The 25,820-nt window shown below is 59.0% G+C and carries 24 protein-coding genes, 1 tRNA gene and 1 pseudogene; 13 read left to right on the top strand and 13 right to left on the bottom strand.

The features are described from left to right. Positions 1-475: 475 nt before the first annotated feature. The 4 genes from C3F38_RS11580 to uvrY form a co-directional block, all read right to left on the bottom strand. Positions 476-551 (bottom strand) — tRNA-Gly (locus C3F38_RS11580). 144 nt (positions 552-695) lie between these two features. After that, positions 696-1,244, bottom strand: a complete 549-nt coding sequence (gene pgsA / locus C3F38_RS11575) for a CDP-diacylglycerol--glycerol-3-phosphate 3-phosphatidyltransferase (protein ID WP_033642639.1) — start codon at positions 1,242-1,244, stop codon at positions 696-698. 58 nt (positions 1,245-1,302) lie between these two features. Beyond that, on the bottom strand, positions 1,303-3,135 hold the full coding sequence (gene uvrC, locus C3F38_RS11570; RefSeq protein WP_048233314.1) for an excinuclease ABC subunit UvrC: 1,833 nt from the start codon (positions 3,133-3,135) through the stop codon (positions 1,303-1,305). Next, complete coding sequence (uvrY, locus tag C3F38_RS11565) at positions 3,128-3,784, bottom strand: UvrY/SirA/GacA family response regulator transcription factor (protein ID WP_004927947.1); 657 nt, start codon at positions 3,782-3,784, stop codon at positions 3,128-3,130. The genes uvrC and uvrY overlap by 8 nt, the downstream gene beginning before the upstream one ends. A 704-nt stretch (positions 3,785-4,488) precedes the next feature. On the opposite strand from uvrY, the gene C3F38_RS11560 reads away from it, so the two are divergent. Together C3F38_RS11560 and C3F38_RS11555 are read left to right on the top strand one after the other, a co-directional pair. Then, positions 4,489-4,713 (top strand): DUF2594 family protein, encoded by a 225-nt coding sequence (locus C3F38_RS11560; RefSeq protein WP_004927950.1) that lies wholly within the window; start codon positions 4,489-4,491, stop codon positions 4,711-4,713. Between the two features lie 121 nt (positions 4,714-4,834). Then, entirely contained in the window at positions 4,835-5,176 is a 342-nt protein-coding gene (locus tag C3F38_RS11555) for a GlpM family protein (protein ID WP_038875376.1), read from the top strand. 19 nt (positions 5,177-5,195) lie between these two features. Here the strand turns inward: C3F38_RS11555 and C3F38_RS11550 are convergent, their stop codons facing one another. Next, complete coding sequence (locus tag C3F38_RS11550; RefSeq protein WP_038875373.1) at positions 5,196-5,627, bottom strand: hypothetical protein; 432 nt, start codon at positions 5,625-5,627, stop codon at positions 5,196-5,198. Between the two features lie 170 nt (positions 5,628-5,797). Then, the gene (locus tag C3F38_RS26165) at positions 5,798-6,112 is read right to left on the bottom strand and encodes a hypothetical protein (protein WP_038875370.1); all 315 of its coding nucleotides are present in this window, start codon (positions 6,110-6,112) and stop codon (positions 5,798-5,800) included. Positions 6,113-6,654: 542 nt separating this feature from the next. Between C3F38_RS26165 and C3F38_RS26845 the strand changes: the two are divergent. Continuing rightward, positions 6,655-7,015: pseudogene (locus C3F38_RS26845) on the top strand (hypothetical protein). A gap of 47 nt (positions 7,016-7,062) precedes the next feature. Here C3F38_RS26845 and C3F38_RS11540 read toward each other — a convergent pair. The 4 genes from C3F38_RS11540 to C3F38_RS11525 are packed head-to-tail and all read right to left on the bottom strand — an operon-like array spanning position 7,063 to position 10,652. Continuing rightward, positions 7,063-8,331 (bottom strand): FAD/NAD(P)-binding oxidoreductase, encoded by a 1,269-nt coding sequence (locus C3F38_RS11540; RefSeq protein ID WP_047727854.1) that lies wholly within the window; start codon positions 8,329-8,331, stop codon positions 7,063-7,065. Further along, positions 8,324-8,584, bottom strand: coding sequence for a (2Fe-2S)-binding protein (locus C3F38_RS11535; protein ID WP_055317311.1), 261 nt, complete (start codon positions 8,582-8,584; stop codon positions 8,324-8,326). The genes C3F38_RS11540 and C3F38_RS11535 overlap by 8 nt, the downstream gene beginning before the upstream one ends. Continuing rightward, positions 8,581-9,705, bottom strand: a complete 1,125-nt coding sequence (locus C3F38_RS11530) for an FAD-binding oxidoreductase (protein WP_038875364.1) — start codon at positions 9,703-9,705, stop codon at positions 8,581-8,583. The genes C3F38_RS11535 and C3F38_RS11530 overlap by 4 nt, the downstream gene beginning before the upstream one ends. Next, entirely contained in the window at positions 9,705-10,652 is a 948-nt protein-coding gene (locus C3F38_RS11525; RefSeq protein ID WP_038875361.1) for a 4-hydroxyproline epimerase, read from the bottom strand. Before C3F38_RS11525 ends, C3F38_RS11530 begins: the two co-directional genes overlap by 1 nt. A 389-nt stretch (positions 10,653-11,041) precedes the next feature. Between C3F38_RS11525 and C3F38_RS11520 the strand changes: the two genes are divergently transcribed. The 5 genes from C3F38_RS11520 to C3F38_RS11500 all read left to right on the top strand — a co-directional run bounded on the left by C3F38_RS11520 (position 11,042) and on the right by C3F38_RS11500 (position 17,340). Beyond that, positions 11,042-11,896: an AraC family transcriptional regulator gene (locus C3F38_RS11520; protein ID WP_047727858.1), complete on the top strand. Its 855-nt coding sequence runs from the start codon at positions 11,042-11,044 to the stop codon at positions 11,894-11,896. 208 nt (positions 11,897-12,104) lie between these two features. After that, positions 12,105-13,025, top strand: coding sequence for a dihydrodipicolinate synthase family protein (locus C3F38_RS11515; protein ID WP_055317310.1), 921 nt, complete (start codon positions 12,105-12,107; stop codon positions 13,023-13,025). A gap of 55 nt (positions 13,026-13,080) precedes the next feature. Continuing rightward, a complete protein-coding gene (locus tag C3F38_RS11510) occupies positions 13,081-14,697 on the top strand; it encodes an aldehyde dehydrogenase (NADP(+)) (RefSeq protein WP_055317309.1) in 1,617 nt (538 codons plus the stop codon). A 44-nt stretch (positions 14,698-14,741) separates the two neighbouring features. Beyond that, positions 14,742-16,307, top strand: a complete 1,566-nt coding sequence (locus C3F38_RS11505) for an APC family permease (protein WP_038875349.1) — start codon at positions 14,742-14,744, stop codon at positions 16,305-16,307. A 19-nt stretch (positions 16,308-16,326) separates the two neighbouring features. Continuing rightward, on the top strand, positions 16,327-17,340 hold the full coding sequence (locus tag C3F38_RS11500; protein WP_055317308.1) for an Ldh family oxidoreductase: 1,014 nt from the start codon (positions 16,327-16,329) through the stop codon (positions 17,338-17,340). A gap of 45 nt (positions 17,341-17,385) precedes the next feature. Here the strand turns inward: C3F38_RS11500 and C3F38_RS11495 are convergent, their stop codons facing one another. The 3 genes from C3F38_RS11495 to C3F38_RS11485 all read right to left on the bottom strand — a co-directional run bounded on the left by C3F38_RS11495 (position 17,386) and on the right by C3F38_RS11485 (position 19,568). After that, the gene (locus tag C3F38_RS11495) at positions 17,386-18,066 is read right to left on the bottom strand and encodes a hypothetical protein (RefSeq protein WP_047727863.1); all 681 of its coding nucleotides are present in this window, start codon (positions 18,064-18,066) and stop codon (positions 17,386-17,388) included. A 177-nt stretch (positions 18,067-18,243) separates the two neighbouring features. Next, complete coding sequence (locus C3F38_RS11490; protein ID WP_038875339.1) at positions 18,244-18,672, bottom strand: universal stress protein; 429 nt, start codon at positions 18,670-18,672, stop codon at positions 18,244-18,246. Positions 18,673-18,851: 179 nt separating this feature from the next. Then, on the bottom strand, positions 18,852-19,568 hold the full coding sequence (locus tag C3F38_RS11485) for a LuxR family transcriptional regulator (RefSeq protein WP_038875336.1): 717 nt from the start codon (positions 19,566-19,568) through the stop codon (positions 18,852-18,854). A gap of 335 nt (positions 19,569-19,903) precedes the next feature. Here C3F38_RS11485 and C3F38_RS11480 point away from each other — a divergent pair, with 335 nt between their 5' ends. Genes C3F38_RS11480 through C3F38_RS11460 form a run of 5 tightly spaced genes read left to right on the top strand, consistent with a single transcriptional unit; the run spans position 19,904 to position 25,762 of the window. Continuing rightward, entirely contained in the window at positions 19,904-21,433 is a 1,530-nt protein-coding gene (locus C3F38_RS11480; RefSeq protein ID WP_047727865.1) for a 3-hydroxyacyl-CoA dehydrogenase NAD-binding domain-containing protein, read from the top strand. Between the two features lie 9 nt (positions 21,434-21,442). Next, on the top strand, positions 21,443-22,654 hold the full coding sequence (locus C3F38_RS11475; RefSeq protein WP_038875331.1) for an acetyl-CoA C-acyltransferase: 1,212 nt from the start codon (positions 21,443-21,445) through the stop codon (positions 22,652-22,654). 15 nt (positions 22,655-22,669) lie between these two features. Then, positions 22,670-23,881 (top strand): 5-aminolevulinate synthase, encoded by a 1,212-nt coding sequence (hemA, locus tag C3F38_RS11470; RefSeq protein WP_038875328.1) that lies wholly within the window; start codon positions 22,670-22,672, stop codon positions 23,879-23,881. Further along, complete coding sequence (locus C3F38_RS11465; RefSeq protein WP_038875325.1) at positions 23,878-25,050, top strand: MFS transporter; 1,173 nt, start codon at positions 23,878-23,880, stop codon at positions 25,048-25,050. Before hemA ends, C3F38_RS11465 begins: the two co-directional genes overlap by 4 nt. After that, positions 25,043-25,762 (top strand): enoyl-CoA hydratase/isomerase family protein, encoded by a 720-nt coding sequence (locus C3F38_RS11460; RefSeq protein ID WP_055317307.1) that lies wholly within the window; start codon positions 25,043-25,045, stop codon positions 25,760-25,762. Before C3F38_RS11465 ends, C3F38_RS11460 begins: the two co-directional genes overlap by 8 nt. Positions 25,763-25,820: the final 58 nt, after the last annotated feature.

Genomic DNA, 25,820 nt, shown 5'->3' with positions numbered 1-25,820 from the left:
CAAGTCGCCCTCTTTTGTCGTCTAAAGAACGCCTCGCCGCAATAGTAAAACGCCCGATAAAACTCATCGGGCGACAATGGCTTGAACGACATCACGATTAATCAGTAACAAAGATGGCGGAATCAACGTCGGTAGCGGCTATCCGCCCAAGCGACGCCGCCCAGCAGGGTTTAATCCTTGTTATCAGACTCGCGGAAACATCCCTTCTTGAAGTCGTTTGTGCAGCATCCCCGAGCGGCGATACCGCCTGAAAAACCACTGGGATGTCCAGACTATTTGCGAGGAGAGAAAAAGTACATCATGTAAGAAGAACGCGCGATTCTGTTGCTTCGGTATATCGAATCGACGGCCAGAAACATAGCCGCTGATTAAAGAGGGGTGAGGTACAGAAAGCGAGAGGGAATAGAAAACGAAAAAGGGGCCGAGGCCCCTTTCGCTTACCTGCCGAATCACGGGGATTCAGCAGGCTAATGTTTGGAGCGGGAAACGAGGCTCGAACTCGCGACCTCAACCTTGGCAAGGTTGCGCTCTACCAACTGAGCTATTCCCGCATTACCAGAACTGACTGATTTCTTTGCTATCTTTCGGCAATTCATCGTTGTCGTCTGATGCGATGCATTCTACTTACCTGACGTGATGAGTCAATAAAATTGTTGGCTCATCACGATCGTTTGCCGATTTTTGCAGCGCATCGATCACGGTTCCAGCAGATCGTTGCGCGCAGCATTCAAATATTGGAACATCGACCAGAAAGTCAGTACCGCCGCGATATACAGCAAACCGATCGCCACATACTCTACGGAGCGGTCCGGCCGCCACAGCAAGCCCACCAGCGACATCATCTGCGCCATGGTTTTCACTTTGCCGATCCAGGACACCGCCACGCTGCTGCGTTTGCCAATTTCCGCCATCCACTCTCGCAGCGACGAAATGATGATTTCACGGGCGATCATGGTGGCCGCCGGCAGCGTGATCCACCAGCTGTGGTAGTGCTCCGCCACCAGCACCAGCGCCACCGCCACCATCACTTTGTCCGCAACCGGATCCAAAAACGCCCCGAAGCGCGTCGTTTGTTTCCAGCGGCGTGCCAGGAAGCCGTCAAACCAGTCGGTGACGGCGGCAAACACAAAGATAACGGCGCAAACCATCGGAGCCCAGCTGAACGGCAGATAAAACGCCAGCACAAAGAATGGGATCAGAACTACGCGAAACAGGGTAAGCCAAGTCGGTATATTCAATTGCATAATGCTACGGTAACTATCTGGCTAGAGTGGAAATTAAGAGTATGTTGCTACATTGCCCTCAGTGTTTCAATGCATTGTAGATCTTTTCTGCCAATGCTTGTGAAATACCCGGCACTTTTGCAATTTCCTCCACGCTGGCGTTCAACAAAGGTTGCAGTCCGCCCATATACTTCAACAGCACCTGGCGCCGTTTCGGCCCTACGCCTTCAATCAGCTCCAGTGCGCTGGTATTTCTGACTTTCGCCCTTCTCTGCCGGTGGCCGGTAATCGCATGATTGTGCGAATCATCGCGGATGTGTTGGATCACATGCAGCGCCGGCGAATCCGGCGGCAGCGAAATCCCCTCGCCTTCCGGCACGAAGAACAGCGTTTCTAACCCGGCCTTGCGATCGGCGCCTTTGGCGATGCCAATCAGCAGCGGCTTGTTCTTGTCCCAGGTAACGTTCAGCGATTTGAACACGTCGATCGCCATGCCGAGCTGCCCTTTGCCGCCGTCGATGAAGATGACATCCGGGATCTTTTTCTCTTCCAGCGCCTTACCGTAACGGCGCTTCAGCACCTGCGTCATCGCCGCGTAGTCATCGCCGGGGGTGATGCCGCTGATATTGTAGCGCCGATACTCCGCGCGCACCGGGCCGTTACCGTCGAACACCACGCACGAAGCCACGGTTTGTTCGCCCATGGTATGGCTGATATCGAAGCACTCCATGCGGTTGATTTCCGTCAGGTTCAGCACCTTGGCCAGCTCCGCCAGCCGCTGATGGATCGTCGACTGTTGCGAAAGCTTGGTGGTCAACGCCGTTGCCGCGTTGGTACGCGCCAGCTTCAGATAACGGGCGCGGTCACCGCGCGGCTTGCTTTGAATTTGGATCTTGCGCCCCGCCAGCTCGGAGAGCGACTCCGCAAGCAGGTCTTTTTCCGGCAGGCTGAAATCCAACAGGATCTCGCCGGGCAAGGTACGCGCCTGGCTGCCTTGCAAATAGAACTGGCCGACAAAGGTCTGCACCACTTCGCTCATATCCGTGCCGCCCGGCACTTTAGGGAAATAGCTGCGGCTCCCCAGCACCTTGCCCTGACGGATGAACAGCACATGCAGGCACGCCATACCGGCGTCGAACGCCACGCCGATCACGTCCAGATCGTCGCTGTCGCCCGACACGAACTGCCGTTCGGTAACGCGGCGCACGGCCTGAATTTGATCGCGAATGCGCGCCGCCTCTTCGAAATTGAGCAGTTTGCTGGCTTCTTCCATGCGCGCAATCAGCTGATGCAACACCTGCTGATCTTTGCCCGAAAGGAACAGCCGCACGTAGTCCACCTGCTGCCGGTACTCTTCTTCACTCACCAGGCCAGCGACGCAAGGGCCCAGGCAGCGGCCGATCTGATACTGCAGACACGGGCGCGAGCGATTACGATACACGCTGTTTTCGCATTGGCGGATCGGGAACAGCTTCTGCAGCAGCGCCAGCGTTTCACGCACGGCATAAGAGTTGGGAAAAGGCCCGAAATATTCGCCCTTGGCGTGTTTGGCGCCGCGATGCACCGCCAAACGGGGATGGGTATCCGCGCTGAGAAAAATCAGCGGATAAGATTTATCGTCGCGCAAAAGAACATTATATCGCGGTTGGTACAATTTAATGTAGTTATGTTCCAACAACAGCGCTTCCGTTTCGGTGTGGGTAACCGTTACGTCTATTTGCGCGATATTTTTAACCAGCGTCTCGGTTTTACGGCTGCTGACCTGCTGCCGAAAATAGCTGGCGAGACGTTTTTTCAGGTCTTTGGCTTTACCGACGTAGATCACCGTGCCCGTGGCGTCGTACATACGGTAGACGCCGGGCTGGCTGGTGACGGTACTCAGGAAGGCTTTGGCATCAAAACGGTCATTCACTGCTTAACAACGTCTCCGCATTGAACAATCCATGTCGGATGGCCAGGTGGGTCAGTTCGACGTCGCCGCTGATATTCAGTTTGCTGAACATGCGGTAACGGTAACTGTTCACCGTTTTCGGGCTGAGACTCAACTGCTCCGAGATCTCATTCACTTTTTTGCCTTTGGTGATCATCAGCATGATCTGCAACTCGCGTTCAGACAGGCAGCTGAACGGCGTTTCGGCCTGGGGCTCCAGCTGACTCAGGGCCATCTGCTGGGCGATATCAGACGCGATATAGCGCTGCCCCGCATGCACGGAGCGCAAGGCGTTAATCACTTCCTGCGGCGCGGCGCCCTTGCTCAGATAACCGGCGGCCCCCGCCTGCATCACCTTCGCGGGCAACGGGTTTTCAGTATGGATAGTCAACATGATGACTTTGACGTCGGGTGCATAACGCACAATCTTGCGCGTGGCTTCCAGCCCGCCAATGCCCGGCATATTCATGTCCATCAGCACGATATCGACAGCGTTGCCACGGCACCATTTTACGGCGTCTTCACCGCATTGGGCCTCACCGACAACTTTTATACCTTTGATATCTTCAAGAATGCGTCGTATCCCTGCGCGCACCAGTTCGTGGTCATCAACAAGAAGAACGCTAATCAAGGAAAAATCTCCAAAAAAAGGGAGTAACGCAATCAGCCTCTGTTTTCGCCTGAGATATTACTTGTTTTTCAGACAAGAATGAACACAGATTAATACATACTTCCGAATAACTTTGCGGAGCAGAGCTGATTTTTCAATTTTAGCCGTCTATGCCGCCAATAAATCGTCACGTCGGAAAAGATCGGGCGACGAAAATAATTTCGTTGCGCCGCGTCAGACACAGGATAGCGCGATAATCATGCAGCGAGGGGGAAATCTGTGTAAGCAATCACGACATGAATAATATTAGCACGGCGGTTGGCCGTTTGTAATCATTTGATATTTAAAGACGTAGCAAAAACCACCGCCATCGCCGGCCGAACACCCGACGTGCAGAACTATTATTCCCGGCGAACATCGGCAAAATCGGTGCCAGCCGCCTCAAATAATTATAATAACCCCAATGGTTCAACAATAACGTGTCGGACAAATACTTGTTAACCGCCCCGAAATAACTTACCGATAATGGATGATTCAGGCTGGCGGTGAACGGACGCTGCCCGCCGGCGTGAGCTGAGCAAGCCCGGTGCAGATGATGGACGCATGCTATGCTATACTCCGCGCCCAGTTAAATTCGCCGCTGCGCATGGGGCAACGTTTAGCCCGCGCGCGGTGTGCCAAAGCAGCTTGTATCAGGCTACGGCCTCAAAAAATCAGGAGAGAAAATGAGCAACGTTGATTTCACTACGTCTGCAAACCCGGAGATCTTGGCGACCGAGGTTGCCTGCCTCAAAGCCACGCTGACGCTGATCCTGAAGTCGATCGGCCAGGCCGACGCCGGGAAAGTTATCATCAACATGGAACGTTTTATCGCCCAGATTGAAGATCCCACCCAGGCGGAAATCTTCAAGAACAGTATTCAGCAAATCAAGCACGCTTACCGTCAGTAAGCGTTGCGTCTCAGACCCGCGCTTCATGCGGGTCTGCTTTTCCCCGCGTGACGCCACACCCCATTGATCTTGCACGTGCTTTCGGGCAGTGTGTTGGCTTTCCCCCACACCCGGGACCATTATGGGCATCCTTGTCAAAGCGCTGATCGGCGCACTGGTCGTGGTTCTGATCGGCCTGCTGGCCAAAACGCGCAATTATTATATCGCCGGTTTAGTTCCGCTTTTCCCCACCTTCGCCCTGATTGCGCACTACATTGTCGGCAACGAGCGTTCCATTGCGGCGCTGAAAACGACGCTGATTTTCGGCATGTGGGCAGTGCTGCCCTATCTGGTGTATTTGATTTCTCTGTATTTCCTGATTAACAGCCTGCGGCTGTCGTTGGCCCTGGGGGCGGCGGTGCTGTGCTGGATTGCGGCGGCGTGGCTATTAATTACCCTCTGGGGATGGTGGCAAGGACGTTAACGCCCTTGCCCGGCCGGGGTTACGGTCGCCCCGCCTGCAAAACGAAACCGCGCTGCCGGTCACCGGCGATGCGCAGATAGCGGCTTTCACCGGCGCGCAGCGTCATCGGTATACTGCCTCCGGTATCACGCCAAATGCACAGGTGATTCTCGATCATATCTTGCCCGATACTGACCGAGATATTGCCTGGCGGCACGCGAAACTCTGCTTTTTCTTTCGCCTCCAGCGAAGCGGCAAACTCCCCATTCACATAGACGCCGGTGCGGCAGCTGCCTGCGAGCATTCCGCTGTCGCGAACCACCACCACCGTGGCGTAAGGCGTATCCGGGATATTCTGATAGAGCATCAGACGGCTCGGGGGCGGTAACTGAGCCTGTTGCGGCGGTATGGCTTGAGTCGCACATCCCGTTAACAGTGCAGAGGCAAATAACAACGCGGCGTAATGCTTCATCCTTGGCTCCAGAAGAAAATAATGCTTATCGTAACAAGAGAATAGCTGCCTCCAGTAGCATTCATGTCGCAGAGGCGAAAAAATCGGACAACTTCCCACGCCCCCACCAGCCCTCAGGAATAAGAAGATTCTGCATTAAAGCTCTTGAAATAAAGGCGATTATTGCAAATTTAAAACTTGACCATGCCACGTTGGATATCTGCCGCAAACGCACCACTGACGTAACTGAAACCATCCGGCGTGACGTAAACCCGGGTATGGCCGGTCTCTGATAACACCGCCACCATATATCCCAGGCTGATCATTTCATGTGAAGGCACATTCATCGGGGTTAGAAATCCACGCCCGCGGCACCACTGATAAAAGCGAGTTCGCCCATATCCCAACACGGCGCCAACATCAGAGAGGTGCTTAAATGCATCATAATCCTCTGATGGTGAAGGTAAACCGTCATGACTTTCAGGCGTTTTCTTTATCCCAGACAAAATAAACTCCTTTTTTGACTCTGTCGCGAACGGTTATCCTTCATCTGAGCTGAATTTAAAAAATCCAAATTTAAAATGCAAATGAATTCCCTGTAACTAAAAAGTCTTTCATGGATGAAATCTGAAAATAAAACCACAATAAAAAAACAGAAATAAAAAAATAAGGTATTAATACCGGGAATTAAATTTTAGGCATGGGTAAATATCCTAAATAAAAATGACCTTAAAATAGGATAAGAAAATGCTTAGCATGCATATTGTTTCTCTGCTCGAAATGATGCAATGGCGATCGGTATATTGCGGCAAAAAAGAGAATGGATAAAACTAGCGTCACATCGCCCCCCTCGTCGTGAGATCGCGATCCCTGCAGGCCTCCCTCAATTCGCCACATCCTCTCACGACGCGGCGCTACCTTAATCACACCTAAACAATAACAATTATCATTTCCAATTGTTCCGTCAGTTTATTACACTTTCCCACCTCGCCAGTTAGGAACATTCCTAGGCGGCGAGCCTCAGGATAGAGAAAGAATTAGGGACACCATGAAGAATTGCCGTTGTTTGATTGTTTTGCCGTTATTGATGTTGACCGCCTGCACACAATGGGAAAGGCCCGGCGCGGTTGAGAGTACCCGGAATGCCGAATATGCCGAATGCCGTAGCCGCGGCTATGATCGCTTCCCCCCCGGACGTGGTGCGGGACGTGGAGTTCAGCTACGAAAACAAATACATTCCTTGCGAGAAGAACAAGAAAGACTGTCCATCGGGATACCGCTATGACAAGGAACCGTCGATTAAAACAGTGCAGACCGATCGCAATCAGTCCGCCCGAGACGCCACCATCGAAGCCTGTATGTACGGCAAAGGCTGGCGTGAGAAAACCTACTATTGGCCGCAATGGTGATGCAGCGACGTAGGATTGGACTGAAACGTCACCGCAGCGATGCGCCATCAATTGGCGTCGTCGCTGCAATGCCCTCCCAGCGCAACCAGCGTTTCCGCTCTGACCGGCGTTAAAGGCACACGCGGTGGCGGTAAAGGCCAGCCCAAAAGCTGCCTCGCCGCCGTCGCACAGACTTTGCCCTGGCAAGCTCCCATGCCACAACGGCTGCTCAGCTTGGCCGTGTTCCAATCTGGCTGATGGCTCACCTGTTCCAGCGTGACGTCTTCGCAGCGACACAGTATCGTTTGCGGTTTGGCCAGCGAATTCAAGCGATCATCAAGTGCAAAGGTGCTTGCCACCGCCGTAGCGAAACGTCGCCACTGCCGCCGCTGCGCCGCCAGGCGCTCTGCCTTTTCCCGCTGCCCAGTGGCAGCATAACCGGCGATAGCGCCTTCAGTGAGTGCCAATTCACTGCCGCCGATGCCGGTACACTCCCCGGCAGCAAAAATATGCGCCAGGCTGGTTTGCTGCCAATGATCCACCGCTACGGCGTCGTGTTCTATCCGACACCCCAGCAGCATCGCCAACTCAATATTCGCCACCAGGCCAAAACCGCAGGCCAACCTGTCGCAGGCGATCGTTCTCTCCCGCCCGCCGTTATTGACGTGCACCGAGGTTAAACGTTCTTGCCCCAACGCCGCCAGTACCCGGCTGCCGGCAAGGTAACGACGCGGCATCAGGGAAAACGCCTGACGCAGTTTGGCCGGCCAGCGCCACAGCCCGCCGGTGAACGCCGCCAACCGCCAAAGCGGCGCCTGTTCCGCCACCAGCACTACCTCGCCGCCGGCCTGTTTCACGCTGTTCGCCACCGCCAGCAACAGCGGACCACTGCCGGCGATCGCCACTCGCTCACCACGGATCGCCAGCCCCTGCTTGATTTGCGCCTGTAGGCCACCGGCGCCGGTCACCCCCGGCAGCGTCCAGCCGGGAAACGGCAGCAACAGTTCACGCGCACCATTGCATAAAATCAGCTTTTGATAGCGAATCACGCCGCAACCTTCGGCATCTTCATAGGCCAATCGGCCAACGCCACACTGCGCCACCAGCTTGCAGCCGGACTGTAGCGCAATATTTTCCCTCGTCGCTATCGCATGCCGATAGCGGTTCGCCGTTTCAGGCAAAGCCACCTGCGGCCCATCACGCCAGATTTGCCCGCCGGGATGCGGATTATCATCAATCATGCGCACCTGACCACCACTTTCCGCTGCGGCCAGCGCCGCCGCCATGCCGGCCGGCCCGGCACCGACGATCAGCACCTCACAGTCGAAGTTACTCATCATCGCTCCTCTCAATGCGCATACCGGCTTGGCACAACGTCTGACACGCCAGACGACGCAGACCGTTAATGGTCACCCGGTACTCCTGACAAACGCCCATGCCGCAAAAGGGGGCACGCGGTTGGTGTGAAATCGACAACCGACAACGAGCGTCGCCACACAGGCTGAGTGCCGCAGCGACGCTAATGCCAACCGGCACCCGGCAGGGATCGCCATCGATGCTCAACGTAAGCGTGTTTTGTCCTTCATTCATACCGACAGCTCCTCGGCGGCAAACGCCCGCGCCGCCAAATACGGGGTATCGTCAATCTCCGGCGTTTGCCGGCCGATCTGAGCAGTAATCAGCGCGGCGCTGCCGAGGGCAGTCGTGACGCCCAATCCCTCGTGCCCCAACGCCAGCCACAGCCAGGAATGCCGCGGATGCACGCCCAGCAGCGGCAGCCCGTCGACAGAGGCGGCGCGCAGCCCGGTCCAGCAGCGAATGATGTTCATCTGCGCCAGCACGGGCAAGAAATGCTGCGCACGCGTGAGCATCGCCGCCAGCACTGGCATGTCCAACGCCGAATCGACGGCATCGAACTGGCGGGAAGAACCGATCAGCCATTGCCCGGTTGGCCGTGCCTGCACATTGAATGCCACCGAGGTGCCGCCGCTGGCATGCGCGCTGGCGCCGTATCCCAACTCCACCAACTGATGCCGCACCCGCGGCGGATAGCGATCGGTGATCGCCAGATGGCCCTTCTTGGCGTGCAGCAAAGTCTGGGGCAATAGGCTATTGGCCCTAAGGCCGCAGGCCAGGACCACTATAGGCGCAGCCAGGCGCCTGCCGTCCGCCAGCCGCACGGCCCCCTCTTCCAGCGCTGATGCTTCGCCATGCACCACGTCGATCGCCGCGCCACCGTCGGCCAACAGCCAGCGAGCCGCGAGCGGCGCATACAGAATGCCGTCGCCCGGCACCCGCAGTCCCCCGGCCAGACCGTGCCGCAGCATCGGCTCCACGGCGGCGATCTGCTCCGCCGTCAGCAGTTCCGCGGCTACCCCCAGCTCCGCCAGCCGCGCCCGTTTTTGCTCGGCGATGGCCATTTCATCCACTTTATCCGCCAGCCATAGCGTTCCGCAGCCGCGCCAGGCACACGCTTGCGGCATGCACCCCGTCACTTCACGCCATAACCGCAGCGAATAAGCGCTCAACGCCAGCTCAGCCGGGTTGTCGTCCATGCACACCAGATGCCCCATGCCGGCGGCCGTAGCGCCGGCGCGGCGATCGTCCACCACCGAGACGCGATACCCCTCCCGCGCCAGCCGCCAGGCGCAGGCGGCACCGATGATGCCGGCGCCGATCACGATGACATCAGCTTTCCGCCCGACGCCCATCAGCGTATTCCCCAGACAAAGGGATCGCGTTCGTCGAGCAGCAGTTGGCTATCGGCGCACACATAGGCCTGCCCGCGAATAAAGGGGGTAATGCGATCGCCATTCCGGCGATAGTAGGCCTGAAACTCGCTGCCGATCACGCTGGCCTGCCGCCACTGCGTGTCCGGCGGCAGCTTGCCTTCCGCTGCCAGACACGCCAGTTTGGCACTGGTGCCGGTGCCGCACGGGGAGCGATCATAGGCTTTGCCGGGGCACAGCACGAAGCTGCGGCTGTCGGCCTGCGGATCGTCACCGAACAGTTCGATATGGTCTATCGCTCCGCCGTCTTCACCGCAGATGCCCGCCTGCTCCAACGTCTGCCGCACCGCCCAGGTGAACGCAGTCAACGCCTCCAGATTTTGTTTATCGATGGGCAACGGCGACTCGCCGATCAGGAAGAACCAGTTGCCGCCCCAGGCGATGTCACCCGTCACCGGCCCGTAACCCGCCACCTCAAGCCGCACCTGGCGGCGGTAACGATAAGCCGCCACGTTCTCCACCGTGACGCTGCCGTCCTCGTGCAGCGTGGCGTTTACCGGGCCGACCGGGGTCTCTATCAGGTGACGCCCGACGTGGATGCGCCCCAGGTGCGCCAGCGAAGCGATCAGCCCGATAGTGCCGTGCCCGCACATGCCCAGGTAGCCGCTGTTGTTAAAGAAGATCACGCCGGCGGTGGCCTGTGGCGAACAGGGGCGGCACAGCAACGCCCCCACCAACACGTCGTTACCGCGCGGCTCTAGCATCACCGCACAACGCCAATCGTCATAATGTTGCGCGAAACGCGCCCGCCGTTCCGCCATGCTGCCCTCGCCAAGATCGGGAAAGCCTTCGACGATCAGGCGGGTCGGCTCTCCGCCGGTATGAGAATCGATCGCCCGCAAAGCGGTGATATGCGCAGAAAGTGCCATCGGCGTCTCCTGGGTTAATGAGATGTTACCAATGGCGTTAGCCTGAACGAATGTGGCCATAACGGCTTGATGCGTTTCGGCGCGGCAAATGAAGAAATCAGCACAGTGACAAAAGTCAGGCCTGACGCGTCACGGGTACGCCCTTAACGAAAACCATAACAATAACTTATTTATCATAATCTTACTTTCATACTAAACCTCCGCGTGGCGAGAAACGCCGCAGTTTTCAAGCAACCGCCACGCACCGCGCGGCAAAAGTATGCGGCAATCCGCATATTTGGCAGGCGGCCGGAAATAGCGCTTGATTCGTTAAAGAAAAGTTAATATTGATGCGAAGACATCAATCCGAGCCGCCTGTTTTTCCGGCTAACGACCGAAAAGGGACAGCTATGCGATCCACTTCAGACTATCAGCCTCCGGTTTCTCTCTCTCCGCCTTCGCTCGTGGGGCTGCCGGAGCAAGAGGACGTTTTCGCCGTCGAACATCTTTCGCGCCTGTGCGACGGCCTGGCGCAGCAGCGCCCGAACAACCTGCGCGATCTGCTGAATACGCTGGCGCTGATCGCGCCGCTGCTGAACGCGATCCCCAACGTGGTGTTCTTTATCAAAGACGCCCAGGCCCGCTACCTGCTGGCCAACCTGACGCTGGCCAGGCGCTGCGGTTTCAAAACCGTTACGCCGTTGCTGGGCAAGACCTCCGCCGACGTTTTTCCCGCCCAGCTCGGATCCGGCTACACTGAGCAGGATCTGCGGGTATTGCGCCACGGCGTGCTGATCCAGGATCAGCTGGAAATGCACCTGTACAACGGCCGCGAAACCGGCTGGTGCCTGACGCAAAAGCTGGCGCTGTACGACGCGCAGGGCAAAATCATCGGTATGGCGGGTATTTCTCACGATCTGCAGGAGGCCAGGGCCCATCACCCGGCCTACCAACGGCTGGCGGCGATCGACGTGCACATCCGCCGCCACTACGCACGGCCGATCGCACTTGAGGAGCTGACGGTGCTGACCGGCTTGTCGGTGGCGCAGATCGAACGCTATTGCAAGCGTATCTTCCACCTCACCCCGCGCCAGATGATCCACAAAGTGCGGTTGGAAAAGGCCACGGAACTGCTGGCCGGCGATCTGCCGATCACCGACATCGCGCTACTGTGCGGCTACACCGATCACAGCGCCTTCAGCCGTCAATTCAAAGCGATGACCGGCTCTACGCCGCGCGATTTCCGCCTGACGCTTTCCGCTTAATACGCTGATTTATCTGGTTATCCCCCTCTTTTCACGGTGCACCGGCGCCCGTTTTTTTCACGCCCGCTATTCGGCGCCATTGTGCCAATTTCGTCGCGGCAATCGGCGAAAAGCGTCAAGCCACCCCGCGCAATACCGGTCAATCTGTCGGTGAGCCTTACCAAAGATTCACTTTTCATTAACACTTTCGGACGACAGGACAAACACGATGAGCCATAAAGCCATAAGCTGGAGCGGCGTATTCCCGGCGGTGACGACCCAGTTCCGCAACGATTTCTCTCTGGACCTCGATGCCACTCATACGGTGATTAAAAACCTGGTGCGCGACGGCGTCTCCGGCCTGGTGGTGTGCGGCACCGTCGGTGAAAACACCTCGATGACGGTGCAAGAGAAGCTGGCGGTGATCGAAGTGGCAAGAGACGCCGCCGACGGTAAAGTTCCGGTGATCGCCGGCATCGCCGAGTTCACCACCGCCTTCGCGCAGAACATGGCGCGTGAAGCGCAAAAGGCCGGCGTCGACGGGATTATGGTGATGCCGGCGCTGGTCTACTCCGCCAAGCCGCACGAAACTGCCGCGCACTTCCGCAGCGTCGCCTGCGCGACCGATCTGCCGATCATGGTCTATAACAATCCTCCCATTTACAAAAATGACGTCACGCCCGACATCCTGACCTCGCTGGTCGACTGCGAAAATATCGTGTGCTTCAAAGACTCTTCGGGCGACACCCGCCGTTTTATCGATCTGCGCAACGAAGTCGGCGATCGCTTCGTGCTGTTTGCCGGGTTGGACGATGTGGTGCTGGAAAGCCTCGCCGTTGGTGCGCAAGGTTGGATCTCCGGCATGTCCAATGCCTTCCCGCGCGAAGGGAAAACGCTGTTCCGGCTGGCGAAGGAAAAACGCTATGAGGAAGCCTTGGCGCTGTACAGCTGGTTTATGCCACTGCTGCACCTCGATGCCCGCCCCGATCTGGTGCAGTGCATCAAACTCTGCGAACAGCGGGTCGGCCGCGGCAGCGCCGTCACTCGTCCGCCGCGCCTGCCGCTGCAGGGCGGGACGCTCACCGAGATCAACGCCGTGATCGATAAAGCGCTGGCCACTCGCCCTGCGCTGCCGAACGTCGGCCTGTAACGCCTTCATCGCCCGGCCATGCCGGGCGTCATGCTTTCTCTACCGGGGGGAACCGATGCCCAACGATCGCTATGCCGCCATCAGCGGCCAACAATTTATCGGCGGCCAACGCCGCGCCACAGGAGAAGCGGCGCTGCTCAGCCTGCGTGCCGACGACGGTCAGCCGACCGGCTACCGCTTCCACCAGGCCACGGCGGCAGAAACCTCCGCCGCCGCAGAAGCTGCCGCCGCGGCCTTTGCACCCTATTCGCAGCTCAGCGCGGAACAACGCGCGAACTTTCTCGACGCCATTGCCGAGGAGTTAGACGCATTGGATGAGGCTTTTTTCGCCTTCGCCATGCAGGAAACCGCCTTGCCGCCGGCGCGGTTGAGCGGCGAACGCGCCAGAACCAGCGGCCAGATGCGGCTGTTCGCTACGCTGCTGCGGCGCGGCGACGTCGAGGGCGTGCGTATCGACTGCGCGCTGCCGCAGCGCTCCCCCTTGCCGCGCCCCGATCTACGGCAATACCGCACGGCGCTCGGCCCGGTGGCGGTATTCGGCGCCAGCAACTTCCCGCTGGCGTTCTCCACCGCGGGTGGCGATACCGCCGCCGCGCTCGCCGCCGGCTGCCCGGTCGTGTTCAAGGCGCACAGCGGCCATATGATCACCGCCGAGCTGAGCGCTCAGGCGATCGAGCGCGCCCGGAAACGTACGGGGATGCCTGCCGGCGTCTTCAACATGATCTTCGGCAACCGCGTGGGAGCCGACCTGGTACAACATCCGGCGATTCAGGCCGTGGGATTCACCGGCTCACTGCAAGGTGGTCGAGCGCTCTTCGATCTGGCGACGCGACGCCCTCACCCCATCCCGGTCTTCGCCGAAATGTCGAGCATCAACCCGGTCGTGATCCTGCCGCAGGCGCTGGCGCGGTGCGGGCAGCACATCGCGCAGGAACTGGTCTCTTCCTTTACGCTCGGTTGCGGTCAGTTCTGCACCAAGCCCGGCGTGATCGTCGCGCTGCGTGGCGCCGCCTTCGATCGGCTGGCCGAAACGATGAGCGCCTTGGTCAACGCCGCCGAGCCGCAACCGATGCTGAATACCGGCACGCTGGAGCACTACCGTCACGGGCTGGCGGCCCTCGATGCGCACCCGGGTATGCGCCGTCTGGCGGGCCGCAGCGAAACGCCCCCTCATAGGGTGACGGCACAGCTGTATCAAGCGGAGGAGGCACTGCTGCTGCAGGCCGATCCGCTGCTGCAACAGGAGGTCTTCGGCCCGGCCAGCATCCTGGTCGCTGTAAATAGCGAAGCACAGCTGCACGCGGCGCTGTCGGCATTGCAAGGTCAGTTGACCGCCACGCTGCTGGCGGATCACGGCGATCTCGATATGGCCGCCGGGCTGACGACGCTGTTGGCACGTAAAGCCGGTCGGGTGCTGTTCAACGGGTATCCGACCGGGGTAGAAGTGTGCGACGCCATGGTGCACGGCGGCCCCTATCCGGCGACCAGCGACGCACGCGGCACCTCGGTAGGCACGATGGCCATCGAACGTTTCCTGCGGCCGGTCTGTTTGCAAAACACACCAGCGGCGCTGTTGCCGCCACCGCTGCAGGACGCCAACCCGCTCAACCTACTGCGGCTGGTGAACGGCGTTTTCACCCGAGATCCCCTGGTTTCACCTGCCCCAAATTAGCCCGGCCGCATCTGCCTGCCACTCAATAACAAAAGGGTAATACCATGACAACCCAAGGCAAATTCAAGAAGCAGCTTACGCTCACCGATCTGACGTTCATCGGTCTGGGCGCCATCTTCGGCTCCGGTTGGCTGTTCGCCGCCAGCCATGTCTCCTCCATCGCCGGCCCGGCCGGCATCTATTCCTGGTTGATCGGCGGCCTGGCGGTGCTGCTGCTCGGCATCGTCTACTGCGAGCTGGGCGCCGCCCTGCCGCGCGCCGGCGGCATTATTCGCTATCCGGTGTTCTCGCACGGCGAACTGATGGGTTATCTGCTGGGGTTTATCACGCTGATCGCCTTCTCAAGCCTGATCGCCATCGAAGTCGTCGCCGCCCGGCAATACGCCGCCGCCTGGTTCCCGTTCCTCAGCCTGCCGGGTTCCGGCGACCCTACGCCGATCGGCTGGCTGGTGCAGCTGGCGCTGCTGTGCTTTTTCTTCGCGCTCAACTACTACAGCGTCAAAACCTTCGCCAAATCCAATAACCTGATCAGCGTGCTGAAATTTCTGGTGCCGCTGCTGGTGATCGTGGTGTTGTTCAGCTTTTTCAAACCGGAAAACCTGCACAGCCAGGGCTTTGCTCCCTTCGGTTCCGCTGGGGTTGAGGCCGCCATTTCCGCCGGCGGCATCATCTTCGCCTACCTCGGCCTGACGCCGATCATTTCGGTCGCCAGCGAGGTGCAAAGGCCGCAGCGCACCATTCCCATCGCGCTGATCCTGTCGGTGGTGCTGTCCACCATCATCTATGTGCTGCTGCAGATAGCGTTTCTCGGCAGTATCCCCAGCGAGATGCTGAGCGGCGGCTGGGCCGGCATCAGCCAACAGTTCTCCCTGCCGTTTCGCGATATCGCCATCACGCTGGGCATGGGATGGCTGGCATTTCTGGTGGTCAGCGACGCGATCGTTTCACCGAGCGGCACCGGCAATATCTATATGAACGCCACGCCTCGCGTGATCTACGGTTGGGCGCGCGCCGGCACCTTCTTCAAACTGTTCACCCGGGTAGATGGCGAGTCCGGCATTCCCCGCCCGGCGCTGTGGCTGACCTTCGCTCTCTCGGTATTCTGGACGCTGCCGTTCCCGTCGTGGGAAAAGCTGATCGGCGTGGTGTCCGCCGCGCTGGTGCTGAGCTACGCCATCGCCCCGGTCACCGCCGCCGGGCTGCGGCGCAATGCGCCCGATATGCCGCGTCCGTTCCGGGTGCGCGCTTTCTGCGTGCTCGGCCCGTTGTCGTTTATCATTTCGGCGCTGATCGTCTTCTGGTCCGGCTGGGATACCGTCTCCTGGCTGCTCGGTTTGCAGATCCTGATGTTCTTCATCTACATCCTGTTCAAAAATCAGGTGCCGACCCACGCCGTTAGCCTCCGGCAGCAAATTTGGTCCTCGCTGTGGCTGATCGTCTTCTATGCGCTGGTGATCTCACTCTCCTACCTCAGCAGCTTCGGCGGCATCGGCGCCATTGCCCACCCGTGGGACACCCTTACCATGGCGGTGATTGCGCTGGCGGTTTACTACTGGGGCGCCTATACCTGTTTACCCCAGGCCAATTTTATCGGCGATGAAGAAGAATGAACCCAGGGAGGACATCAAAATGACATCCACGCACGTTCTGTCGCTGGAACAGGCTTATCAACTGGCGTTGCGCGCACTGCGCAGCAACGGTTTCAATCAGGCGCATGCCGAGGCGGTGGCACAAAATGTCACCCAGGGTGAACGCGACGGCTGCGCTTCGCACGGGTTGTACCGGCTCTTGGGCTGCGTGCGATCGCTGCAGGCAGGCAAGGTTTCTGCCGATGCGATACCCAGGCTGTTCGACCAAGCGCCGGCTATCTTGCGCGCCGATGCCGGCGGCGCATTTTCTTTGCTGGCCTACCGCACCGCTCTGCCGGCCTTTATCGATAAGGTGCGCACCAACGGTATCGCCGCGTTGGCGATCAACCGCTGCGTGCACTTCTCCGCGCTGTGGGCCGACATCGAACCGCTGACCGAGCAGGGGTTGGTGGCCTTGGCCTGCACGCCCAGCCACGCCTGGGTGACGCCGGCCGGCGGTTCACGCCCGCTGTTCGGCACCAACCCCATCGCCTTCGGCTGGCCGCGCCCGAATCGCCCGCCGTTTTTATTCGACATGGCCACCAGCGCAACGGCGCGCGGCGAAATCGAATTGCATCGCCGCGCAGGCACCCCGCTGCCTGAAGGCTGGGGCATTGATAAGGCAGGCAATCCGTCCACCGATGCCGCCAGCGTGTTGGAGGGCGCAATGCTGACCTTCGGCGGACATAAGGGCTCGGCGCTGGCGGCGATGGTTGAATTGTTGGCCGGGCCGCTGATCGGCGATATGACCAGCAAGGAATCGCTGGCCTACGACGACGGCACCGGTTCGTCGCCTTACGGCGGTGAGCTGATCATCGCGTTGGATCCTGAACGTTTTCTCGGTGCGGATAGGGCGAAATATTTCGCCAGCGCAGAGGCGATGTTTGCTGATATGCAGGCGCAAGACGCACGCATCCCCGGCGAACGCCGTTATCGGCAGCGGAGGCAGAGCGAACGAGACGGCGTGGAGATCCCCAGGACGCTGTACGACGAAATCGTGGCGCTGTGCGATTAGCGCCGGATTGATTCCCCCGCGCCGGCAATCCGGCGCGGGCGAGTTTTATCCTGCCTGAGCCAGGTCGCTGTGCAGGCGCTTGCGCCATACCGGTTTGGTATCCCAGCGGGCGAAGTGTTTCGCCTCTTTACCCGGCTGCACCTGATGCCACATGTCTTCTTGCCACCGGATCGGTTCCTTTCCTCGCAACGTTGGGCGAGTCTGTTTAATCGTCCGTTGCAAAACGCCCGCTTCCTCAGTGGTAATGGGCGGCGCCTGTCTGGCGGCGTCCAGCGCCCGGTTGCCCAACGGCGCCATCACCTGATACAACACGTTGACCTGCTGCTGCGTCGCCTGCTGATTAGTGCTCATCCCCTTACCCGACCAACCGTCGAAGTTTTCACCGGGATCGTCCCCCTGCGCACGATATTCATTACCCGGCCCCTCGACGATATTCCATCCTTGCCAGGTCACCAGAGTGTGTAATCCATCGCGATCCTGCAGGTTTTTATTCTTGATCTGTTTGAGCACCTCGGCGCGGTTTGGCACACCGATCAGGTTCATAAACTCGTCCAGCGCGTCCCAATGCTGCCCCGCGACCAGACCATTCCAGACATTACGCAAACAGTTCCAGGGAATGGTGTGATGCCAGGTCAGCGTGATAAGCGGTTTGGTTGACGCATGTTGCCAACGGCTCGGTTCACTGCCCCGATCGCCTCTGATGATCCCATCAACTTCTAATGGCATAGCTGCCCCTCTTCTGGCCGAGATGAAGAATATGCGCAAGGCCGGTGCCCAGGTTGGCATAAAAACGTCAGCTAAAATCGTAGCAGCTCAGGCTGAGATGGCAATAAAACGCCAGGCACGCTCTGCAGCCGACCGGCAACCGCAGAACGCGCCCGAAAACGGTGGGCTTAAGACGGATTATCTGACGACCATCACCGAAATATTGGCATGGCGAACGATAGCGGCAGCGTTAGACCCCAGCAGATAGGTTTTCACGCTCGGGCGGCGCGAACCGATGATGATCAGATCGGCGTCGATCTCTTCCGCCAGCTCCAGCGCCTGATCGCGCGCAGAGCCGAAGCTGACGGTGTAATTGAGGCGTTCCAACGGCAGATCGATTTCCGACATGATTTTCTTCAGCTTCTCGACCGCCTTCACTTCCGCCTGATTCTCAAATTCCTTGAGACCGAACGAATAGGCAGTAACAAAAGCCGAGGCATCCGGCAGCGCATGGAAGAAATGCACTTTAGCGCCGGACATCTTCGCCAAATATTCCACATGCTTCAGCGCATGTTCGGTCAACAGGTCCTCTTCAATATCGATCGGCACCAAAATAGTCTTGTACATATTACGTCCTTTCTATGTAAACCGGGTGCCTACAGAATACTGCCGCGCACGGGCGCGGTGAATCGCTTTATCACGCTTTTGTGATCGGGGGTAAATACTGATAAGGATAGTTCTTAATTTAACAAAATATAAACATCACACCGATAACGGATAGGCGCTTAATTATTTAGCACTCGAGATTAAATCAGCTGCAAATAAACCGCTTTGGCGGTGGCAGCGGTCTTATTAGCGACAGAAAGTTTTTTAATCGAGTTGCCGATATGGAAATTGACCGTACGCTCGCTCACCCCCATCAACAGCGCGATCTCTTCCGCCGTTTTCCCTTCGCTGCACCAGCGTAAGATGTCTTTTTCGCGCAGCGTCAGCACATCTTTTATCGCGTCGTCGTTCACCGAGATCAAGGCTTCACGCAGCGTTTTATGGGCAGTTTGCGCCAGCCAAAGGAAAAAAGTTTCATTTACTGCGCGCGCTTGCGGCGTTTGCTCGGGTAGCGCTTTACCGGCAAATGTCAGGATCCCCAGCCGGCCATAACAATCCTTAACCGACTGCGACCAGCCGGCGCACAGGCCGAATTGCGCCATATACCGCCAAAGCGTCGGCCGCTCGTGATAAAAGCTTTCGTCCCACTGGAACTGCAGCGTGGAATGGTGAGCGCGCTCAATAACCGGATCCTGCAAATACACCCGCTGCCGCCGGTAATCCTCGAGATAGTTCGCTGAAAAATTCCCTTCGATCAGCATCTTGGGGCGGCTGGCCGGATAACAGGAAAACACGATGTAGGAGAAATAATCAAACCCCAACGCCTCGGCGCAGGGCTCCAGCTGCGTCAGAAAGCATTCGCGATCGGCCAGGCTGCCAATTACCTCCGCCATGAGCCGTTGAGTGCGGGTATCCATAACGCAGGTTCTCCAGATAGCGATGCCGATTTATCGATAGGTCAGACTCACTATAGAATATCGTCGCCCGGCGCCAGTAGCCGTTTCATATAATAAAAAATACCAACGCTATAACGAAAACAGCTATTCCCTTTAAAATAAGCCTTTTTATTGCACCGAACAGGAAAACTACGCGAATAGCATAATCTCCTCGGCACGTAAACCTGTCATTTCTACCGTTAGACAGCCAGGACACCGCCAATTACTTTCCAGACAGGCACCCAGTGCCGCCGTAAATCCAAAGAGATAATAAGCATTTGCGAATTTCGCATGGCATACAGTGACGGGGATTTTCTATGGCAGAAAGTAATGCGGCAATTCAGTCGGCTGCGATTATCGGCGCGGGAACGATGGGCAGAGGCATCGCTTATCTTTTCGCGCAAAAAGGCATTCGCACGGTGCTTTATAATCGCAACGGCAATACCCTCAATCAGGCTCGCGACTATATCGAGCTAGACCTGAACAAGAAAGTCGAACAGGGCAAGATCGCGCTGCAGGATAAAGGCGCGGTGTTGGCCAATCTGGTGTTCACCTCGGTATTTGAGACCATTGCCGACAGCGAGCTGGTGATAGAAACCATCGCCGAGCAAGAGCAAACCAAACTTGAGGTGCTGGCGGCCATAGCCGCGGCAGTCAAGCCCGACACGCTGATCGCCACCAATACCTCCTCACTGTCGCTGAATAAGCTGGCAACCGCGGTGACGCACAGCGAGCGGTTTATCGGTTTGCACTTTTTTAACCCCGCGCCGCTGATGAAACTGATTGAAATCATCCCGGCCTACTTTACCGCACACGCCACCACGGAGCGTTGCCGTCAACTGGTGGCCGCGTTGGGGAAACGCGATGTTGTCTGCCAGGCCACGCCGGGGTTTATCGTCAACCGCATGGCCCGCCCCTACTACCTGGAAGGGTTCCGCCTATTGGAAGAACACGTGGCGCGCGCGCCGCAGATCGACCGTGCCCTCAAGGCTGGCGGGCACTTTCGTATGGGGCCGCTCGAGCTGACCGATTTTATCGGCCAGGACATCAACTATCAGGTCAGTCGGCAAATCTGGCAGGACATGCAATACGACGCGCGCTATACCCCCGGCCACCTGCAGCGTTCGCTGGTCGATGCCGGTCTATTGGGAAAAAAGAACGGCCGCTCCTATTTTGCCGCCGAAGAAAACGCCCCGCCGGTGATGGCCGCCACCGATGCAGACATTGAGACGCTGCACGTTTACGGCGAACACCCTTTTTTTACCCTGTTACAACAACGTGCCGCGCTTCAGTGGCCACAGCTGCGCGTGGAACAACGGCCGGCATTACCGGGCCTGGGGCCGGCCGTCCGGATCAATGACGCTTTCAGCGTCAGCATCACCGATGGCCGCACGGCAAACCAGCTGGCCGAGCAGACGGCGGCGGATGCCTTTGTGGTCGATGTCGCCCTGAATTACGCCGACACGGCGTATCTGGTGGCAGCGCACAGCCGCCATGCCTCTGCAGCCAATAAAGCGCTGTTCTTACGCCTGCTGCACACGGCAATCCCGCAGGTTGAATTTATCAAGGATTCCCCGGCGCTGATCGTCGCCCGCGTCCTCAGCAGCCTAATCAACGAGTCGGTGATCATGGTGGAAAGCGGCGTCTGCAGCCGGGAAGACATCGATGTCGCCGCCGTCGCCGGCGTTAACTACGCCGACGGCATTTTCGGCTGGCTAGATAGCCTGGGGGAGAAAAACGTCAGGACGACGCTGAGCAACCTGGCGCAGCTGCTGCACGCAGCACGCTATGCGCCGCATTACACCCTTCTGCACGCCGCGCAACCGGCGCTGACGACCACGCCTTAAGGATTAATGATGAGCATTCAAGATGACGGCGTTTATCTGATCGACGGCACGCGCACGGCGATCGGCGCCTATGGTGGCAGCCTGGCGCATACCCGCCCCGACGACATGGCGGCAACGATCATTCGCAGTCTGCTGCAGCGCCATCCGGCGGCGGAAGCGAGCCTGGACGAAGTGGTTCTGGGCTGCGCCAACCAGGCCGGCGAGGACAACCGCAATGTCGCCCGCATGGCGGCGCTGCTTGCCGGACTGGATCCGTCGGTGCCGGCCATCACCCTCAACCGCCTTTGCGCCTCCGGGTTGGATGCCGTGATCTACGCCGCGGCAAAAATCCGCAGCGGCCTTAGCGAACTGATTCTGGCCGGCGGCGTGGAAAGCATGAGCCGCGCGCCCTATGTGCTGAGCAAGAGCGAAACGCCATTCGATAAGGGGGTAAAGCTGTACGACACCACGCTGGGATGGCGCTTTGTTAATCCGCGGCTGGCGGAGCGCTACGGCAGCGATCCGCTCGGCATCACGGCGGAAAACGTGGCTCAACGGCAGCATATCTCACGCGAGGAACAGGATCTGTTCGCGCTGGCCTCGCAGCAGAAGGCTCGCCGGGCGATCGACAGCGGCCGGCTGGCGCGGGAAATCACGCCCGTAGACGTGCCGGCGGATCGTAAAACGACCCGCACATTCGCGCAGGACGAGTTTCCCCGGCTCAGCACGCTGCAACAGTTGCAGACGCTGAAACCGGCGTTCTCCGCCGGCGGTACAGTCACGGCAGGCAACGCTTCCGGCATCAACGACGGCGCCGCCGTGCTGCTGCTGGCTTCCGGGCGCTACGTGAAGCGTCAGGGGTGGCAACCTCTGGCGGAGATCGGCGACAGCGCGGCCGCCGGGGTTGAACCTGCGCTGATGGGGCTGGGGCCGATCGCCTCCACCGAGCGCTTACTGCAGCGCGGCGGGTTCACCTTAAACGACTTCGACATCATCGAGATTAACGAAGCGTTCGCCTCACAGGTCCTGGCGGCGCTGAAACACTGGCGTATCGACGCCAACGACGCGCGGGTTAACCCGAACGGCGGCGCCATCGCGCTCGGTCATCCGTTGGGGATGTCCGGAGCGCGCCTGGTGCTATCGGCGGCGCTGGAATTACGCGACCGACAGGCGAGCAACGCATTGGTGACGATGTGCGTCGGCGTCGGCCAGGGTCTGTCACTAAACCTTAAAGCCGTTTAACACAAGGAATATGCTATGAGCGTACTGAACATTCTTGAAGAAAAGCTGGCGGAAACCAAAAAACAGGGGCGTTTTCGCGAGTTCCTCAACCTTGAACGCGGCGTACAGGACAAACCCTGGGCCACCAGCCACGGACAGCAAGGTGAGCGCCGTCTCAACGTCTGGTGCTCGAACGACTATCTGGCGATGAGCCACCACCCCAAAGTGCTGCTGGCCACCACCGAAGCGGTTAACCGGGTCGGGTTGGGCACCTGCGGCGCCCGCAGCATTTCCGGCACCTCGGTCTACCACAGCGAACTGGAAACGCTGCTGGCCAGCGCTTACGGCAAAGAATCGGCTCTGCTGTTCACTACCGGTTTCGGCGCCAACGACGCCACCTTGTCCACCCTGTGTGACGCCATTCCCGATCTGATCGTATTCTCCGACGAGCTGAATCACGCCTCGATGATTTACGGTATCCGCTACAGCAAGGCGGAGAAAAAGATCTTCCGCCACAACGATGTGGCACACCTCGCCGAGCTGCTGCAGGCCGCCGATCCGGCGCGGCCAAAGCTGATCGCCTTCGAGTCGCTGTATTCCATGGACGGTGACTTCGCTCCCTTGGCACAGATCGTGGCGCTGGCGGAACAGTATCAGGCGCTGACCTATCTCGACGAGATCCACTCCGCCGGCGTCTATGGCGAACGGGGGCTGGGTTACGCCGAACAGCTGGGCCTGCTGGATAAAATCACCATTATTCAGGGCGGTTTCGGCAAGTCTTACGGTGCGGCGGGCGGCTATATCGCCGCACCCCGCTCGGTGGTGGAGGCGGTGCGCAGCTGGGCCCCGGCATTCGTCTTCAGCACCTCGTCACCGGCGCCGGTGGTGGCCGCCGCGCTGGCCAGTTTTAAATACAACCTCGAGCATGACACCCAGCGCAAGCACCTGCTGGCGATCGTCGATCATCTGAAAACCGGCCTGCGCGCCGCCGGCATTCCGCTGGTGTCGGCCGACAGCCATATCCTGCCGCTGCGGGTCGGCGATCCGCACCGCAACAAACACATCAGCAAAGTACTGCTCGATGAGCATGATATTTACGTGCAGCCGGTCAATGCGCCGACGGTGCCCGCAGGCAGCGAGCGGCTGCGGGTAACGCCAACCTCGGCGCACTCCCATGCCGACGTGGAGACGTTCCTGGCGGCGCTGGGACGGGTCTGGGCGGTGAACGATCTGCGGAGGGCAGGATGAAGTTAGCGGATTATAACGGCCATCTGGTCACGCTCTGTCTAATGGCAACCGGTACGTTCGCCATCGGCACCGACGCCTTTATCGTGGCCGGCGTGCTCAGTGACATTTCCGATACCTTTGCCGTCAGCCCCGCGCAAGCGGGGCAGTTGATATCGGTATTCGCGCTGGCTTATATGCTGTTCGCGCCACTGACCGCCTGGCTGCTCGGCAACGTCAACCGCAAGCATATCCTGCAGTTGGCGCTGGTACTGTTCATCGCCGGCAATCTGGCCTGCGCCTGGGCCACCAGCTACCTGCAGATCTCGTTCGGCAGAGTGCTGGCCGCATTGGGAGCGGCCTGTTACACGCCGCAGGCCGCCGCCGCCGCCGTGGGGCTGGTGGCGGAAAAACGCCGCGGCCTGGCCATTTCCATCGTCTATGGGGGCATGACGTTGGCTATTGCGCTCGGTATTCCATTCGGTACCTTTCTCGCCAAACTGATCGGCTGGCGTGAGATATTCCTGTTCATCGCCCTGTTGGGGGCAATTGCGCTGCTGGGCCTGTCGCTGGCGCTGCGCGCCATTGCGCCACCGGGCAAGCATTCGCTGAAAGAGCGGCTCGCCCCGCTGCGGCAAAAGGCGGTGCTGACTACGCTGCTGATCACCTTTTTTGCCGTTTGCTCGGAACACATCGTCTATAGCTACGTCAGCGTCTTGCTGAAAAACACCCAGTTCGGCCCGCAGGCGATTCTGCCCCTCGCGCTGCTGGTGTTCGGTATTGGCGCGGTGATCGGCAATTTTGCCTCCGGTGCGTTAACCGATGCCCTCGGCAGCAAGTTTGTGCTGCTGTTTTCCGTGGCGCTCCAGACGCTGTCCCTGTTTCTGCTGGCCTTTTATGTCACTTCCCCCTGGTGGGTACTGGCCATCTTCCTGGTCTGGGGCATTACCGGCTGGATGTATTTGGTGCCGATCCAACATCACCTGTTGTCGCTGTCGAAACGCTTTGGCGCGCTGACCGTGTCGCTCAACAGCTCGGTGCTGTACGCCGGCATCGCGGCGGGCGGCATGCTGGGCGGCCTGACGCTCTACGCGCTGCCGGCCCATTACCTGCCGCTGTTTTCGCTGCCGCTCGGCGCCATCGCCCTGCTGCTGACGCTGCTGTTTTTCCGGGGAGAGACCAACAATGAATGAAGCCCTTCCGGTGCTTTATGAGCGCCATGGCGAGCAGGTTGCGGTCATCACCCTCAATCGGCCGGAAAAAAAGAACGCCATCAACCTGCAGATGGCCGAGCTGATCCGCACCTACCTGCGGCAGGCAGATAACGATGACTCGGTGCACGCGATCGTCCTGGCCGGTCAACCGGCGGTATTTTCCGCCGGCATGGATATCAACGCCTTTCATCAGGGTGAACTGCCCATCGTCACGCCGGAGGGGTTTGGCGGGCTGATCCATGCGCAGATCGCCAAGGTGATCATCGCCGCCGTTGATGGCATCGCTTACGGAGGTGGCTTTGAGCTCGCCCTGGCCTGCGATCTGATCGTCGCCGGCCAGGGCGCACGCTTCAGCTTCCCCGAAACCGGGCTCGGATTGGTCGCCGCACAAGGCGGGTGCGCGCGCTTGCCGGCGCGAGTTTCTCCCTATGTCGCGCTCGACTGGCTGCTGACCGGCAGAATCGTCGATGCGCAGGAGGCGTTATCACACGGCGCCATTTCCCGTATCAGCGAGGGGACGGCCCGGGAAGAAGCACTGCGCATCGCCGAACAGATCGCCGGAAAAGATCTTGCCGCCAGCCAAACGGTTAAGGCCATCGTGCGCCAGGGGCTGGCACGGCAGGAAGCCCCCTCATTCGCTTTTCAACAAGGCCCGGTCGAGCGCCTGCGTCAGGCTGTCGCCCGCCGATAATACCCCTGCCGGTTCGCCTGAACCGGCATTTCCGCTTTTCCGCCACAGCTCATTTTAC

It is taken from the genome of Serratia sp. SSNIH1, assembly GCF_002935055.1.
Lineage (GTDB): Bacteria > Pseudomonadota > Gammaproteobacteria > Enterobacterales > Enterobacteriaceae > Serratia > Serratia nevei.
This window is presented reverse-complemented; position numbering and strand designations above follow the sequence as displayed.